Genomic DNA, 14,446 nt, shown 5'->3' with positions numbered 1-14,446 from the left:
CGTGCCTTTTGCATAATGAGTCAGCGAGTTATTCTCAGCAGCGAGGTTAAGCCGATCGAGGTGGAGCCGTAGCGAAAGCGAGTCTGAACAGGGCGAATGAGTTGCTGGGAGTAGACCCGAAACCGAGTGATCTATCCATGGGCAGGGTGAAGCGTAGGTAACACTTCGTGGAGGCCCGAACCCACTTAGGTTGAAAACTGAGGGGATGACCTGTGGATAGGAGTGAAAGGCTAATCAAACTCGGAGATAGCTGGTTCTCCCCGAAATATATTTAGGTATAGCCTCGTATGAATCGTTCCGGAGGTAGAGCACTGAATGGGCTAGGGGTCCTACCAGATTACCAAACCTAATCAAACTCCGAATGCCGGAAATGAATGTACGGGAGTCAGACAGCGGGTGATAACATCCGTTGTCAAGAGGGAAACAACCCAGACCGCCAGCTAAGGTCCCTAAGTCTGTGCTAAGTGGTAAAGGATGTGGAATCGCCCAGACAACCAGGAGGTTGGCTTAGAAGCAGCCATCCTTTAAAGAAAGCGTAATAGCTCACTGGTCGAGTGGGTCTGCGCCGAAAATGTAACGGGGCTCAAGCACAGCACCGAAGCTGCGGATTCGTGCCTTAAGGCATGAGTGGTAGGGGAGCATTGTGGCAACCGCAGAAGGTCGACCGCGAGGACGGCTGGAGGAACCACAAGAGATTATGCTGACATGAGTAGCGAAAATGCGGGTGAGAAACCCGCACGCCGTAAGCCCAAGGTTTCCTCAGTAAAGGTAATCTGCTGAGGGTTAGTCGGTCCCTAAGGCGAGGCCGAAAGGCGTAGTTGATGGGAAACAGGTTAATATTCCTGTACCTGTAGTGACTGCGATGGGGGGACGGAGAAGGGTAGGCCAGCCGGGTGTTGGACGTCCCGGTTCAAGCGTGTAGGCGGGAGGAGCAGGCAAATCCGCTCCTTTATTTAAAACGTCAAGGCGTGATGACGAGGGCTTTAAGCCCACAAAGTGGTTGATCCCACGCTTCCAAGAAAAGCCTCTAAGCTTCAGGTCACAACAGACCGTACCGAAAACCGACTCAGGTGGGCGGGCAGAAAATGCCAAGGCGCTTGAGAGAACTCTGGTTAAGGAACTCGGCAAAATGACACCGTAACTTCGGGAGAAGGTGTGCCCCCATTAGGTGTAGCGATTCGCACGCGAAGCCGAAGGGGGTCGCAGAGAAATGGCGGTAGCGACTGTTTACTAAAAACACAGCACTCTGCAAACTCGTAAGAGGAAGTATAGGGTGTGACGCCTGCCCGGTGCCGGAAGGTTAAGGGGATGTGTTAGGGGTAACCCGAAGCATTGAACCGAAGCCCCGGTAAACGGCGGCCGTAACTATAACGGTCCTAAGGTAGCGAAATTCCTTGTCGGGTAAGTTCCGACCTGCACGAATGGCGTAACGACTTCCGCACTGTCTCAACCAGGGACTCAGCGAAATTGAATTGGCGGTGAAGATGCCGTCTACCCGCGGCAAGACGGAAAGACCCCGTGAACCTTTACTACAGCTTGGCAGTGACATTCGGGACAGCATGTGTAGGATAGGTGGGAGACTATGAATCTGGCACGCCAGTGTCGGTGGAGTCGTCCTTGAAATACCACCCTTGTTGTTCTGGGTGTCTAACCTAGGCCCGTGATCCGGGTCGGGGACACTGCCTGGTGGGTAGTTTGACTGGGGCGGTCGCCTCCTAAAGAGTAACGGAGGCGCGCGAAGGTTCCCTCAGGCTGATTGGAAACCAGCCGAAGAGTGCAAAGGCATAAGGGAGCTTGACTGCGAGACAGACACGTCGAGCAGGTGCGAAAGCAGGTCTTAGTGATCCGGCGGTTCTGTATGGAAGGGCCGTCGCTCAACGGATAAAAGGTACTCCGGGGATAACAGGCTTATCTCCCCCAAGAGTTCACATCGACGGGGAGGTTTGGCACCTCGATGTCGGCTCATCGCATCCTGGGGCTGTAGTCGGTCCCAAGGGTTTGGCTGTTCGCCAATTAAAGCGGTACGCGAGCTGGGTTTAAAACGTCGTGAGACAGTTTGGTCCCTATCTGCCGTGGGCGCAGGAGATTTGAGAGGATCTGTCCTTAGTACGAGAGGACCGGGATGGACGAACCACTGGTGTTCCTGTTGTCTCGCCAGAGGCAATGGCAGGGTAGCTATGTTCGGAAAGGATAACCGCTGAAAGCATCTAAGCGGGAAGCCCCCCTCAAGACGAGATCTCCCCGGGAGCAATCCCCTGAAGGTCCGTCGGAGACGACGACGTTGATAGGCCGGGTGTGCAAGGGCAGCAATGTCCTGAGCTAACCGGTACTAATCGACCGTGAGGCTTGACCATAAAAAGTTTTTGCGTGAAGAACCGGCGGCAGGCAGCGCCTGCCGCCGGTCTCTTCCATATACAACAGATACCCGTAGCTTGGAAAAAGAAGAGAAATCGTCTTAAGCAATTGCACACCGATTACACAGTTTTCGGTGGCGATAGCGTAGGGGTCACACCTGTTCCCATCCCGAACACAGAAGTTAAGCCCTACAGCGCCGATGATACTGCATGGGTAACTATGTGGGAAAGTAGGTCGCCGCCGGAATATTTTCAGAGCCCATCTCCTTGCGAGGTGGGCTTTTTTTCGTTAGTGTTCTTCAGAAGCCGCAATATCCGCGGACACAAGCCGACCTCGCTGCCCCGCTTCTGAAAGTGAGCGCGTGATCGACTTGTGCCCGGAAGATTTTTTACTTCTTCAACTCAATTCCGTGAGCCTTTATCTTGCGATGGAGATTTGAGCGCTCCAGGTCGATCTCTTCCGCAGTGCGTGAAATGTTCCATTCATTTTCCTGCAGCTTTCTCAGGATATACTCCCGCTCAAATTCTTCTTTTGCCTCTCTGAAATTGCCCGCATCCAGCGGGCTGCCGGTCAGGCCGGACGAAAACGACGAATTCTGCTTGCTGGTTAGATTGGCGGGTAGGTCCTTGAGCCTTATTTCGTTGCCGGGTGTCATGATGACCAGTCGCTCTATAAGGTTTTTCAACTCGCGTACATTCCCGGGCCAGGAATAATTCTGCAGTACCTTCATGGCGTCCGGGGCCATGGTTTTTTCCTCACGGCTTTCCTGGCGGGAGAAATGAGCCAGAAAATGCCTGACGAGTGATGCGATGTCCTCTCTGCGCTCGCGCAACGGCGGAACATGGAAGGGGAGGACATTGAGGCGATAAAAAAGGTCTTCGCGGAAATGGCCATTCTGTATCTCTTCTTCAAGATTTTTGTTTGTTGCCGCAATAACGCGAACGTCAACTTCGATGGTACGGGTCCCCCCGACACGCTCGAATTTTCTCTCCTGGAGAATCCTCAATACCTTGGCCTGGGTCTTCAGGCTCATATCTCCAATTTCGTCAAGGAATAGTGTCCCTTCGTTCGCCAGGTCGAATTTACCTTTTCGCTGGGTCGTAGCGCCGGTAAATGAACCTTTTTCATGACCGAACAGTTCAGATTCGATCAGATCCTCGGGAATTGCAGCGCAGTTCACTTCGACAAACGGCTTGTCACGCCGGTTGGACAAATTGTGGATGGCGCGGGCCACCAGTTCTTTACCCGTCCCATTCTCCCCGGTAATCAGCACCCAGCCATTGGTAGGAGCGGCAATGGAGATCTGCTGTTTGAGGTCGGCAATGGGCGCACTCTCTCCAATCATTTCGTAATCTTTGGCAATCCTGGCCTTCAGGGTGCGGTTTTCCTCAAGGAGTTGTCCCATCTTCAGGGCGTTCTGCACGCAGAGCAGTACTTTTTCCAACGCCAGCGGTTTTTCGATAAAATCATAGGCTCCCATTTTAAGGGCTTTGACCGCGGTTTCAATCGTTCCGTGGCCGCTCATCATAACCACCAGCAGATCAGGCCATTGCTCCTTGGCGCGCCGCAGAGTTTCAAGGCCGTCTATGCCTGGCATCCAGATGTCGAGCAGAACCAGGTCCGGATTTTCTTCTTTTATTTTTTCAAGTCCTTCTTCGCCGTTGGAGGCAAACACAGGGCGAAATCCCTCGTCTTGCAGGATGCCGTCAAGGCTGAAGCGGATGCTGTCTTCGTCGTCAATGATCAGTATTGTTTTCATGTTGATGTCCTGTATTTAGAAAATCACCCGTTGAACGAGTGTGTTTGGGGCGAATTGTCCGTGATCGGGAGTTCAATGATGAATTGGGTTCCTTTGGGGCGATTATCTCTGACCCGGATATAGCCGTTGTGGTCGGAAATGATCGTGGAGACAATGGCCAGCCCCAGGCCGGTACCTGTTTTTTTTGTGGAGAAATACGGCTCGAAAAGGCGAGACTTGATATCAGGAGCAATGCCGCAGCCGGTGTCTTTGACGGTGAGCGTGACCATTTTCAGTTCGTGGTTGAAGTGCGTTTCCAGGTGTATCGTTCCAGGCTGATCCATTGCACCAACAGCGTTGTCGATCAGGTTGATGACCGATCGTTTGATCTGATCGCGATCTAGGTTGAAAACCGGCACCTCGGGATCGGGATCGAAAGAGAAATCGATTTCTTTGTGCCCTTCCTCGAACAGAATAAGTGCTTCGGCAACAATCTGGTTCAGGTTGTTTGGAGTGGGGCGACTGGCCGGCATCCGGGCAAAATTGGAGAACTCGTTGACCAGGTTTTTCAACTCGTCAACTTGCCGGATGATCATGCCCGTGCATTCATCGAAAACCGTATCGTCCTTGCTGAATTTTTCAAGATAACGCCGGCGCAGACGTTGCGCGGAGAGTTGAATCGGTGTCAACGGATTTTTAATTTCATGGGCAATGCGCCGGGCGACTTCGCGCCATGCCGCCATCCGCTGGGCCTTGATCAACTGGGTCAGGTCGTCGAAAACAACGACAGTGCCCATAAATTCGCCGTTTTCGTCACGCAAGGTTGTGACGTTGACCATCAGGGTCAATTTGTTCTCCTGAATGGGGATCGTCACCTGTTTGCTGACATGATCCTTACCCGTTTCCATCAGGTCCCGCAGGATGTCTTTGACCAGTGGAAGATATTCCGGCTCGAGCACCTCACGGAAATTTTTTCCCAGCACTTTTGAAGCACTGGTGTTCAGGAGTTTCTCCGCCGACTTGTTGACCGTGGTGAAAAATCCACCGCGGTCCACCGCTACGACTCCGGCAGTGATATTGCGCAGAACGATTTCCATGTAACGGCGACGCTGATCCAGTTCGAGATTTGATGACTGCAGTTCACGGTTGGCCGCCTGAAGACTTTTCTGGCTGCGGCGCAGATCTGCAGTCATGGTATTGAAAGCATCTACCAGGGTGCCGATTTCATCATCGCTGTCGACCTCAATGCGCACATCGAGATCACCCTGTGCAATGCGGTTGGTGGCCACAGCCAGCTCCTGTATCGGTACTGTGATGCCGCGCGCCAGGTGGAAGCCGAACCAGGTAGCGAGAAAGATGATGACGAGTGCAATCAGCAGCAGGACGACTACGTACCCCATCTGAATGCGCCCCTTGAGCAGCTTTGTGCCTTTGTACTGCTCGAAAGAGGACTTAATCTCTTTCATTTTGCTGACCAGGGAATAAGGGACATAGTAATTGACTACGACAACGCCGACGACATCTTCGGGGTTCCAGTTGGAGTAGACAGGAACAATGCCGCGGATCAGATCGGCCTTTCCAACAGGCGTAATGCGGGTGAATCGATTGCCCTGAAGTGCCTCGCGGATTGCATCAGAGCCGGGATCGGTGAAATCAGCAGCGGGCACAGAAGGGTTGCTCACCCGGACGAGTTCTTCATAGGTGGAAGAGAAAACCTCGACAATGCCCAGATTGTACTCGAGCTGCTTTTCCTGGATAAATTCCTTAAGCTGTTCCAGGTTTGCTTCGTTGAGCAGTTTGTCGCGCTTGATGATGCGTGCCAGCTGCTCGCCATAGTACAGGGCGTTGGACGCAGAGTTTTTGTAGTAGGTCTCAGCGACTTCGAGAGATTCCTGCAGAGAATTTTCGATCTGATTGTTGAACCAGTTTTCAATGGTATTGGTGATGAAACCGGCGGAAACGAAAAAAAGAAGCATCGTCGGCACCAGTGACAGGGCCACGAATGCGACGACCAGTTTACTGCGGATTCGTGCGCCCGGCACGCCGCGCCTTCGTTCAAGGATAAGTTTGAACAGATTGCGGAAAACCAGAAAGAAGAACAGAATGATCAGCAGGATATTGACGTTGATCAGTGCCAATACGAGGATACTGTTGACCAGGGAAACCTCGGAGGTCAGATCGAGAAGGCGGGATTCGTATTGAGTCAGGGCAAAAACCAGCAGCAGACTTAAAAGGATAAGTCCCCACTCTCGGCGGCGCTTGCGATGTTCAATCCGTTGCGGTGTCGGTTGTTTTTTTGAGCCTGTCATCTTATTCCTCGCAAGGCAAAATAAGATCCCAGTTTATTTGATGTTTTCCTTGGTTTGCAAGGGAAGAAGAATAAAAAAAGCGGCCTTTGGGGCCGCTTTGGTCAATCAGGGACAGACGGTATGTCTGCATTTAAATTTTGGAAGGAATCAGATCACCGACAAAGGCGGGAACCGGTCCGGCCTGCGCAGCCCTGAGGGCATCATCGGAGAATTCAACAAGCTTGTAACACTCCGGAGTTGCAAGTATCTTTTCAACCATTTTGCTGTTGATGTCGTGGCCGGCCTTGTACGCTTTAATGTGGCCCAGAATCGGATAGCCGATGAGGCTGAAGTCCCCGATACTGTCGAGAATCTTGTGCCGCACGAACTCGTCCGGGAAGCGAAGTCCTTCAGGGTTGAGAACTCCTTTGTCGTCAATCACGATCGCGTTGTCAAGAGATCCGCCGCGAGCCAGGCCATTGGCCTTGAGGTACTCGACTTCCTGCAGGAATCCGAAAGTCCGCGCAGGTGCAATCTCCTTGCGGAATTGACGTGAGGAATGCTTGAAGGAATAGTTCTGCAGCGCGATGCTCGGGTGATCGAATGCGATATCGAAAGAGACGCGGAAAAACCGCGACGGAATCAGAGAAACTCTCTTCTCTCCGTCGACCAGTGAAATCGGCTCGCGAATGGCCAGAAACTTGCGGCCGCGATTGAGTTTTCTCAGTCCCGCATCTTCCAGAAGGTCGACAAAGGGAGCGGCACTGCCGTCCATCACCGGCACTTCGGGGCCATCGATATCAATGTGAAGATTATCGATGCCCAGAGCACTGAGGGCGGCGAGCAGGTGTTCCACCGTTGAGACGCTCAAGCCGCTTTTGCCGATGACGGTCGCAAGCCTGGTGTCAACAACATTGGAGACATGGGCCTCAATGGTTACAGTGCGCTCGCCTTCGGAGCGGTGAAATAAGATGCCGGTTCCCGCTTCGGCAGGTCGCAGGTGCATGGTGATGCAGCGGCCGGAATGAAGGCCGATACCTGAGATGGCGACGGGATTGGCGAGAGTTCGTTGAAAAAGCAAATCTTCCTCCTGGTGCAACAGTGCGTGCGCTTTCAAGCTCTAACATAATGCAAATATTTTGCCATAAATTTGGTTATGTGGAAGTTGTTGATATAAAACAGGAAAACAGATTTCGGGCAGTGGCTTCCAAGCGGCAGTGTTGCAACTCTGCATCCAGAGGCTGTGGTGGGATGGACACAAGCAGATGCGATAATGGGGAATGTTGGAGAGGAGGGTTAAAGCCTGCCTGAACGTAAAATGGCAAAGGCGAGCCAGAGGCCGAGGAAGCCGGCGATGGTATACCCGAAGATCCCCAGAACGGGAAAGCCGAAAAGCTGCGGCCCCTTATCCGATTGGATGATCAGGGAGCTGCCCACGATCAGGGAACCGATCAGCATGGAAAATGACAGGCGGTTGCTGGCCTTGTCGAGATCGTTCATCAGCTTTTCAAGTCCGCGGTGTTCAAGGTCGATTTTGAACTTGTTGCGATTGACCCGATTGATGAACTCCTTCATGTCCCGCGGCAGGGTTTTGAACAGGGAACCGTAGGACTGAAGCACCCCGAGGACTTCTTTGGAAACATTGCCGGGCGACAATCTCTCGCGGATCAGTTTTTCCATAAACGGCCGTAGATGCTCGATCATGTTAAATTCGGGATCGAGTTGACGGCCGATCCCTTCCATGGTGACCAGTGCTTTAGCCAGCAGCATCAGGTCGGATGGGAACTTGATGCGATAAGCGTTCATCAGGTCGACGAATTCCATTAAAAGGCGGCCGACGTTGAGTTCTCCCAAGGGTGTTTCATAATAATCGTCGATGAATTCGGACAGATCGCGTCGCAGACTTTTGAGGTCGGTTTCATCGCTGATGTCGCCGGAATAGAGCATCAGCGAGATAATACGATCGACATCGCGCTGCAATATGGCAGAGAGCAGATCGACCAAGCGGTACTTAAGCGGTTCGTCGAGGCGCCCCACCATCCCGTAGTCCAACAGGCAGATGACATTGTCGGGCAGGATGAAAAAATTTCCCGGGTGAGGGTCCCCATGAAACAGACCATGAATCAGCACCTGCTTGAGGAAGGAATCGGCCCCCCGGCGGGCGATGGTCGGCAGATCGCACCCCTGTTCGTTGAGATATTCCAGGTCGGATACCTTGATCCCCTCGACATACTCCAGGGTCAGAACCGTTTCTCCAGTGAAGTCCCAGAAAACCTGGGGAACGTAAACTGTCGGGTCTTCTTCAAAATTGACGCGGAAGCGATCGACCGTGTGACCTTCCCGGGCAAAATCCATTTCACGGTAAATGGTGCGGCGGAATTCTTTAACCAGACCGGTCGGGTCGTAGAGTTCGCCACCAGGCAGATGTCGCTCGACCAGAAAGGCGAGCCCCGCCATGATGTCGAGATCGGTTTCAACCGTTTCAACGATGCCGGGGCGCCTGATTTTAACCGCCACTTCCTCGCCGCTTTTGAGGCGGGCGCGATGAACCTGGGCGATAGAGGCGGCGGCAATGGGTTCTGAATCGAATTCTGCGAAGATTTCATCGAAGTCCATCCCCAGTTCGCGACGGACCTGCTCGCGCAACTCGGACACGGGTACGGCCGGGACTTCGTCCTGAAGTTTTCGGAATTCTTCGATAAATTCGCGGGGGATGACATCGGGGCGGGTGGAAAGGATCTGCCCCAGTTTGACGAATGTCGGCCCCAGCTCCTCCATGGCCAGACGCAACCTTTCGGCCTGGCTGAAGCGGTCGACGTTTTTCGAGGCCGTGCCGAGCGTAACGATGCGTCGGCCCAATTCGAGATAATAGTCGATATTGAGCTGTTCGACCACATGGCCAAAGCCGTACTTGATCAGGATACCGAGGATGTAGCGGTAGCGTTTGATCGAACGGATGTTGCGGTTGATCCGCGCGAAGGTCAGCATTTTTTCAGAATCGCTGCGTCAACAACGCAGATCATTTCTTTGAAGACGCAAGGGTTTGCTCCAACTGCTCAATGCGCTGCTGGAGTTGCTCGAATTCCTCGCGGGTGACCATGCCGAGGCGTTCGGCGGCACGACGGACTTCCTGCTGAGCCATTTCCTCGAGCTTCTGCTGGGACTGTTCAAAGTTCTGCTGCATTTTTTCGATAAATGCCTTGCCTTCCTCTTCTGTCATGTTGAAGCGTTCTTTCATTTCCTTAGCCAATTCTTCTGCCTTTTTCTGGGTCATGCAAAGTGCGCCCATGCCGGTCAGCATGATTTTTTCAGCAAGTTCAAACATCAGTTCCTCCTTGGGGATGAGAGTCATTTTTGTCTCAAGAGTCTAACATGACTGCACTTTGATGCAATCGTAATTCCTTGAAGGAATTTCAGACATTGAAAAAACAGGCTATTCACTTCGCGGGGTCGTCACTCCCATGCTGAACAGTTACAGGGTCGTATTTGTCGTCACTCAGCAACGCAGGTGCGCCAAGTCGGAGCGTGCATCCTGCGTCGCTTTTTCGCCGGCTGCAATCGCTTCGGCCGCGCGATGAAACTCCAGCAGGGTCAGATCATTGAATTCGGGACGGATCAGAACGTCGAAATGGTTCTGCTGCAGGCGCAGCTCATTGATCTGATTCTCCATAATGGCAACACTTTGCGCACATACTTTGAAAATGCTAGGAGGACGTTTCTCCGGTTTTGTTGGAGGAGGCTGCCGTCCGGCGAAAGGCCTTGCCCGCCATAATTCGCCAAAAATCTTTTCGATGCGCGTGGTATTGAACAGAGGAAGCCGCCGCTTTGATGTCCGTGCCGGCGCCTCTGTCGGCGGGAGGTAGGTTTCGTGGGTGGGCTTTTCGACCTGTGGGATGGCACAGACGGCGATAATGTTTTTAGCGCCCAGTTGCCTGACCGCATCGACGGGGACAGGATTGCACAGCCCCCCGTCGATCAGGAAGCGATCTCCGAACCGGGCCGGTGTAAAGATGCCGGGAAAGGCGATGGCCGCGCGCAAAGCGTCGACCAGGTTGCCGCGGCGGATGATCAGTGCTTCTCCTGTCTCAACATCTGTGGCCGTGACGGCCAGCGGCATGCGCAGCTCCTCAAAGGTGCGCGCCGGGAGCAGTTTCGCCATGAACTCAGCCACCTGAGCGCCATCAATCAGGCCTGCCGTCGGCACAACCGGGTCGATCAGGCGAGCCAGGCGCTTCCAGTCCAGACCGGTTGCCACCTCCTCCATCTGTTCGGGGGACATGCCGGCGGCGTAAAGTGCGCCGATAAAAGCTCCGATGGAGGTGCCCGCCAGGCAGTTGATTCTGATCTGTTCCTTCTCAAGAACCTTGAGCACCCCGATATGACAGAGACCGCGAGCCGCACCGCTGCCCAGGGCCAGGCCGATGCATGGAGCCGATTTTTCTGAGGGCATTATTTTTCGTCCAATGGAGTTCAACGTTTAAAAAGCCAGAACAGCAGAGACAGGACCAATGAAAGAAGCAGACAGCTACCCAGTGGGAAATAGAAGGAGAAGTCTTCTTTCTCAATGCGAATATCTCCCGGCAATCTGCCCAGGAAAGGGATTCTACCGCTGAAATGCAGCATCAGGCCGACGGCGACCAGCACGAGACCAAGGATGATGAGAGACTTTCCTGGGGACATGATCTAACCCTGCCGTGGGTGATAGCGATCTTTTTCAGAATAGATGCAGCCGCAGTATTGCTGGCGGTAAAGTCCCATCTCCTTGGACGTGCGAATCCCCTGCTGCCAGCCGCGGCGATAGTCCTCATAGATGAAGGTCAGCCCCCATTCCTCCGCAAGCTGGCGCCCATAAGAAGCGATAGCGTCATGCTGCTGGTAGCGCGAATAGAGCAGGCTGGTGGTGAAGGCTTCAAAGCCCTGCTCGGCCGCGTGCTTTGCTGTTTCCTCCAGGCGAGAGCGGTAGCAGTAGTTGCAGCGGGCTGCAGGGTCAGCGGCAACCTGGGCCAGAAACTCCTCCAGCAGATAGGCGTCCCGGTAGACCATCGGCAGGGAGCAGATCTCGGCATATTGCTGCACCGTCTCGAGACGCTTGCGGTATTCCTGATAGGGATGGATATTGTGATTGAAGAAAAATCCGGTGACCTCGTGTTGCGCCGAGCGCAGCTCCTCGACGGGATAGATGGCGCAATTGGCACAGCACATGTGCAGCAGAACCTTCATGAATAGATTTCTCCCCGAACGAATGTAATTATCTCCAACAGTATAGACCCTGCCCCCACCGGCCCATCAAGATCTTTTTGTCGTAAAAGGTTCCTCAAGTTCTTCCCACGGCGGCAGCGGCAGGCTGTTCCAGATCCGGCGGGCCCACTGTCGGGCAAGGCGAGGTTTGTCGCGACGGCTGTAAGTCTGATGCAGCAGATCCTGTTGGAGCCTGTTCAAGTCGTCTAGGTATTTTCCCACGATGGAGGCGGTCAGATGCCGGTCTGTAGGCAGCTCGATCAATGTCTGTTCGCTGAAGGTGGCCAGTTCGAGTGCGCGTGCGGTCTCTTCCCCCTCAACCTGGATGACCTGCCCGCTGCTATCGGTGAGTTCAAACATCCCGAGGAACTCGCTGGTTTGCTGCAAGGTTCCATTGACCTCGAATTTTTGCAGTTCCGGACGGTAAATATCGTACAGGTAGTTCTGAGGAAAGCGGGGTACCCCGTCTTTGAAAACCTCGGAGATGATCTGGGCTGTTTCCTCTTCGCGGATACGCTTGCTTCGCTGTGTGGCGCTTTCGTCCGAACCAGGGGTCAGCTCAGGGGCAGGTAGCCCTGAGAATTCGCCCAGGTTTTGCTGGATGGCTTTTTCTATTTTCTCGGCGTCCGGTTCAGACAGGGCGGCGAGTCGCTGCAAAAGTTCGGGATCGGGCAGTGGAACAAGATGACGGCGGCATTCATTGGCCACCTGCCCGGAACTCGGCAGGGGATGACCGGGAGACAGGGACTTCCACAGGTAGCCTCCGAGCCGGCTGGCAAAAAAACGCTCTATCCCGGGGGGCGCGGCAAAAGCTTCCGGGCCGTAGTTAAATGAGAGTCTCTGCTGCTGGAGCAGTTCGAGAACGCAGTCGGGGGCTCGCAGGGCCAGGTTCAGAAAACTGCGGGGTTGCTGCCGCAGCGTATGCCAGTTAAAAGCTCGCGACCCGCAGGGCCCCCTTAAGATCGTTTCGCAGCTCAGGTCGGGCTGCTTTTCGAGCGTAAGGCAAAGCTGGCTCCGGGATAAGGTCTCAAGCCTGATTATGCTGAACTGTTCTGTTATCAGGTTGTAGAAGCTGTTGCCATATGCATGAACGAGCCAGGTGGCAGGCAGCGTCAGGCGGATAACGGCGCCGTCGGCGGCGAGCCCGGTAATATGGGCGGCCTCCCAGATATAACGGGGGGATTTAGGCGCCAGCGAAAGGCGTCGGTTGGGCCAGGAGGTGCGCAGTTTCAATCGGAAAAACTCCCTCTCCGCCGCAGTTATTTTTTCCGAAAGCAAGACCAGCCCACCTTCAACATTTCGGGGCGCTGAACGTGTCTGCAAACTGAAAATGTCCGTGGAGGTTTCCTGGGCGTGAGAAAGTTCCAAATGATCTCTCAGCAAGACGGACAAAGCCCTTAGTGCGGGTTCCTGAAAAGCTTCGGAAAAAGTGCCGGCCGGGCGAGGGGAGGCGGGATTGATCAGCAGGGTGCCTTCCGCCACAGGTTCGGTCGCTTCAATACAGGGCAAACCCAGGCTTCTGGCTTGGTAGTGGAGCAGTATCTCAAGAACCTTGCCCACTTTCTGGGAATCGCTTCCCCAGCGCAGCTGTCCCAGGCGTCGAAACAGGTGGTGAAAACGAACTGCGCTGGCATAGGGCAGGGGCGGCTCGGCAGGGAAAGCCCCAAGTGCGGTGATAACGGGCCCGGGAAGATAGGAGAGAACAAGCTCGATGGCGCGCTCGAGCTTCTCAGGGCGGACGTTTCCCGGGATCTGGTTGATCCGCATGAGTGCAAGCAGCCGTGCAAGAACCAGCATCCCTTTGCTCTGTGCGAGTCTCCGGGCGGGATGGTTCGGCATGTCCGGTGTTTTGGCGCGCGCACTACGGACGGTCTCGGTCAATTCCTCTTCGGCTGCAGCCAGGGGGGATAGGCACAGGTTTGCCAGATAAAAAGCTCCAAGGTTTTCCGGCGCGATGGCACCCATGACCGAAAGCGGTTTAAGTTCTTCCAGAAGGTGCTGCAGGACCTGGTGGGATTCTTCCGCCGAGGCGTTGCCTGGAGCCGGGGCTTCCAGATGCTTGATCCGCTGCGGGGGCTTGTCGGCTTGGCAGTGCCAGAGGTCCAGGCCGGTTGCGCACCATGTGACAAAATGGCTCACCCCTAATGCTGAGGCGCAGGCACTGCCGGCGGAGAAGCACTGTTCGGGGGCCTCGTCGTCGAGCAGAAGGATGCCCCCGGCCATGAAGCTGTCGCGATTGATCCAGAGCACCAGGGGCGGAGAAATTTCGCCTTGCTCTGTCAGCAGTCGCGGGGTGCTTTCAGCGCGACGGAAGGGGTAGCGCCCAACGTCGATCTTTTGTTGCGTCAATTTGGCCAGTTCCGCTGCAAGGCGGGTCTGTCTATCGAAATCCATGAATTACTTGCGTGTCGGGTGTTCAAGGGGAGTACTTCTCTGTCTCGATCAGAATCTGCTTGAATTTTTCCAGGTTGGCCTTTCAGCCTGTCCGTCAGATCTGAATTCAGTTGACGCTCATTATCAAGCTCCTGCCGTGCCTGGGCATGTTTTTGTTCAAGCTGTTGGTCCATGGCCTGCTCGTGCCCTCGCAGAAACTGCTCTACTTGGCCGACAAGCTTGTTGCGCAATGTGGCGAAATCAACCCTGACCAGATCCTGGTTGAGCTGGGTCTGATGGCTTAGCGCCGAGAGCGCGTAGACCACCGCTGATAGGCAGAACAGGCTGACCAGCAGGTAGCCGGCTGCAATTTTTTGGGCAATAGTGAAATATCTAATCCCCATAAAATCGTCTCCATCGAATGAGAGAGAGGTCAGGTGGATCTAAGGCCCCC

At 54.3% G+C, this 14,446-nt stretch carries 10 protein-coding genes and 2 rRNA genes (1 of these 12 running past the window's edge); 2 read left to right on the top strand and 10 right to left on the bottom strand.

Going from position 1 to position 14,446, the window contains the following annotated elements:
* Both GSUB_RS12145 and rrf read left to right on the top strand, forming a co-directional pair.
* Positions 1 to 2,354 (top strand): 23S ribosomal RNA (locus GSUB_RS12145); it begins 609 nt to the left of the window's first position.
* Positions 2,355 to 2,484: 130 nt separating this feature from the next.
* Positions 2,485 to 2,601 (top strand): 5S ribosomal RNA (gene rrf, locus GSUB_RS12140).
* Between the two features lie 142 nt (positions 2,602 to 2,743).
* On the opposite strand, the gene GSUB_RS12135 is transcribed toward rrf, so the two are convergent.
* The 10 genes from GSUB_RS12135 to GSUB_RS12090 form a co-directional block, all read right to left on the bottom strand.
* Complete coding sequence (locus GSUB_RS12135) at positions 2,744 to 4,114, bottom strand: sigma-54-dependent transcriptional regulator (protein WP_040201007.1); 1,371 nt, start codon at positions 4,112 to 4,114, stop codon at positions 2,744 to 2,746.
* A 23-nt stretch (positions 4,115 to 4,137) separates the two neighbouring features.
* Positions 4,138 to 6,402, bottom strand: coding sequence for a sensor histidine kinase (locus tag GSUB_RS12130; RefSeq protein ID WP_040201006.1), 2,265 nt, complete (start codon positions 6,400 to 6,402; stop codon positions 4,138 to 4,140).
* A 130-nt stretch (positions 6,403 to 6,532) separates the two neighbouring features.
* On the bottom strand, positions 6,533 to 7,462 hold the full coding sequence (gene lpxC, locus GSUB_RS12125) for a UDP-3-O-acyl-N-acetylglucosamine deacetylase (RefSeq protein ID WP_040201005.1): 930 nt from the start codon (positions 7,460 to 7,462) through the stop codon (positions 6,533 to 6,535).
* Between the two features lie 215 nt (positions 7,463 to 7,677).
* Positions 7,678 to 9,369, bottom strand: a complete 1,692-nt coding sequence (gene ubiB, locus GSUB_RS12120; RefSeq protein WP_040201004.1) for a 2-polyprenylphenol 6-hydroxylase — start codon at positions 9,367 to 9,369, stop codon at positions 7,678 to 7,680.
* A 31-nt stretch (positions 9,370 to 9,400) separates the two neighbouring features.
* Positions 9,401 to 9,706 (bottom strand): phasin family protein, encoded by a 306-nt coding sequence (locus tag GSUB_RS12115; protein WP_040201003.1) that lies wholly within the window; start codon positions 9,704 to 9,706, stop codon positions 9,401 to 9,403.
* A 171-nt stretch (positions 9,707 to 9,877) separates the two neighbouring features.
* Complete coding sequence (locus GSUB_RS12110) at positions 9,878 to 10,831, bottom strand: patatin-like phospholipase family protein (RefSeq protein ID WP_052464901.1); 954 nt, start codon at positions 10,829 to 10,831, stop codon at positions 9,878 to 9,880.
* Positions 10,832 to 10,851: 20 nt separating this feature from the next.
* Positions 10,852 to 11,061, bottom strand: coding sequence for a DUF2905 domain-containing protein (locus GSUB_RS12105; protein WP_040201002.1), 210 nt, complete (start codon positions 11,059 to 11,061; stop codon positions 10,852 to 10,854).
* A gap of 3 nt (positions 11,062 to 11,064) precedes the next feature.
* Entirely contained in the window at positions 11,065 to 11,601 is a 537-nt protein-coding gene (locus GSUB_RS12100; RefSeq protein WP_040201001.1) for an epoxyqueuosine reductase QueH, read from the bottom strand.
* 66 nt (positions 11,602 to 11,667) lie between these two features.
* Positions 11,668 to 14,013 (bottom strand): hypothetical protein, encoded by a 2,346-nt coding sequence (locus GSUB_RS12095; RefSeq protein WP_144402008.1) that lies wholly within the window; start codon positions 14,011 to 14,013, stop codon positions 11,668 to 11,670.
* Positions 13,965 to 14,396, bottom strand: a complete 432-nt coding sequence (locus GSUB_RS12090) for a hypothetical protein (RefSeq protein ID WP_040200999.1) — start codon at positions 14,394 to 14,396, stop codon at positions 13,965 to 13,967. Before GSUB_RS12090 ends, GSUB_RS12095 begins: the two co-directional genes overlap by 49 nt.
* Between the last annotated feature and the right edge of the window lie 50 nt (positions 14,397 to 14,446).

The sequence above is a fragment of the Geoalkalibacter subterraneus genome (genome assembly GCF_000827125.1).
Classification (GTDB): Bacteria; Desulfobacterota; Desulfuromonadia; order Desulfuromonadales; family Geoalkalibacteraceae; genus Geoalkalibacter_A; species Geoalkalibacter_A subterraneus.
Note: the sequence above shows the minus strand (reverse complement) of the source record. Positions and strands in the feature narration are given on the sequence as shown.

What these genes read in the sequence shown, in the direction of transcription:
- GSUB_RS12135 (WP_040201007.1), bottom strand. Translation starts at nt 4,114, where the DNA reads ATGAAAACAATACTGATCATTGACGACGAAGACAGCATCCGCTTCAGC.
- GSUB_RS12130 (WP_040201006.1), bottom strand. Translation starts at nt 6,402, where the DNA reads ATGACAGGCTCAAAAAAACAACCGACACCGCAACGGATTGAACATCGC.
- ubiB (WP_040201004.1), bottom strand. Translation starts at nt 9,369, where the DNA reads ATGCTGACCTTCGCGCGGATCAACCGCAACATCCGTTCGATCAAACGC.
- GSUB_RS12115 (WP_040201003.1), bottom strand. Translation starts at nt 9,706, where the DNA reads ATGTTTGAACTTGCTGAAAAAATCATGCTGACCGGCATGGGCGCACTT.
- GSUB_RS12110 (WP_052464901.1), bottom strand. Translation starts at nt 10,831, where the DNA reads ATGCCCTCAGAAAAATCGGCTCCATGCATCGGCCTGGCCCTGGGCAGC.
- GSUB_RS12105 (WP_040201002.1), bottom strand. Translation starts at nt 11,061, where the DNA reads ATGTCCCCAGGAAAGTCTCTCATCATCCTTGGTCTCGTGCTGGTCGCC.
- GSUB_RS12100 (WP_040201001.1), bottom strand. Translation starts at nt 11,601, where the DNA reads ATGAAGGTTCTGCTGCACATGTGCTGTGCCAATTGCGCCATCTATCCC.
- GSUB_RS12095 (WP_144402008.1), bottom strand. Translation starts at nt 14,013, where the DNA reads ATGGATTTCGATAGACAGACCCGCCTTGCAGCGGAACTGGCCAAATTG.
- GSUB_RS12090 (WP_040200999.1), bottom strand. Translation starts at nt 14,396, where the DNA reads ATGGGGATTAGATATTTCACTATTGCCCAAAAAATTGCAGCCGGCTAC.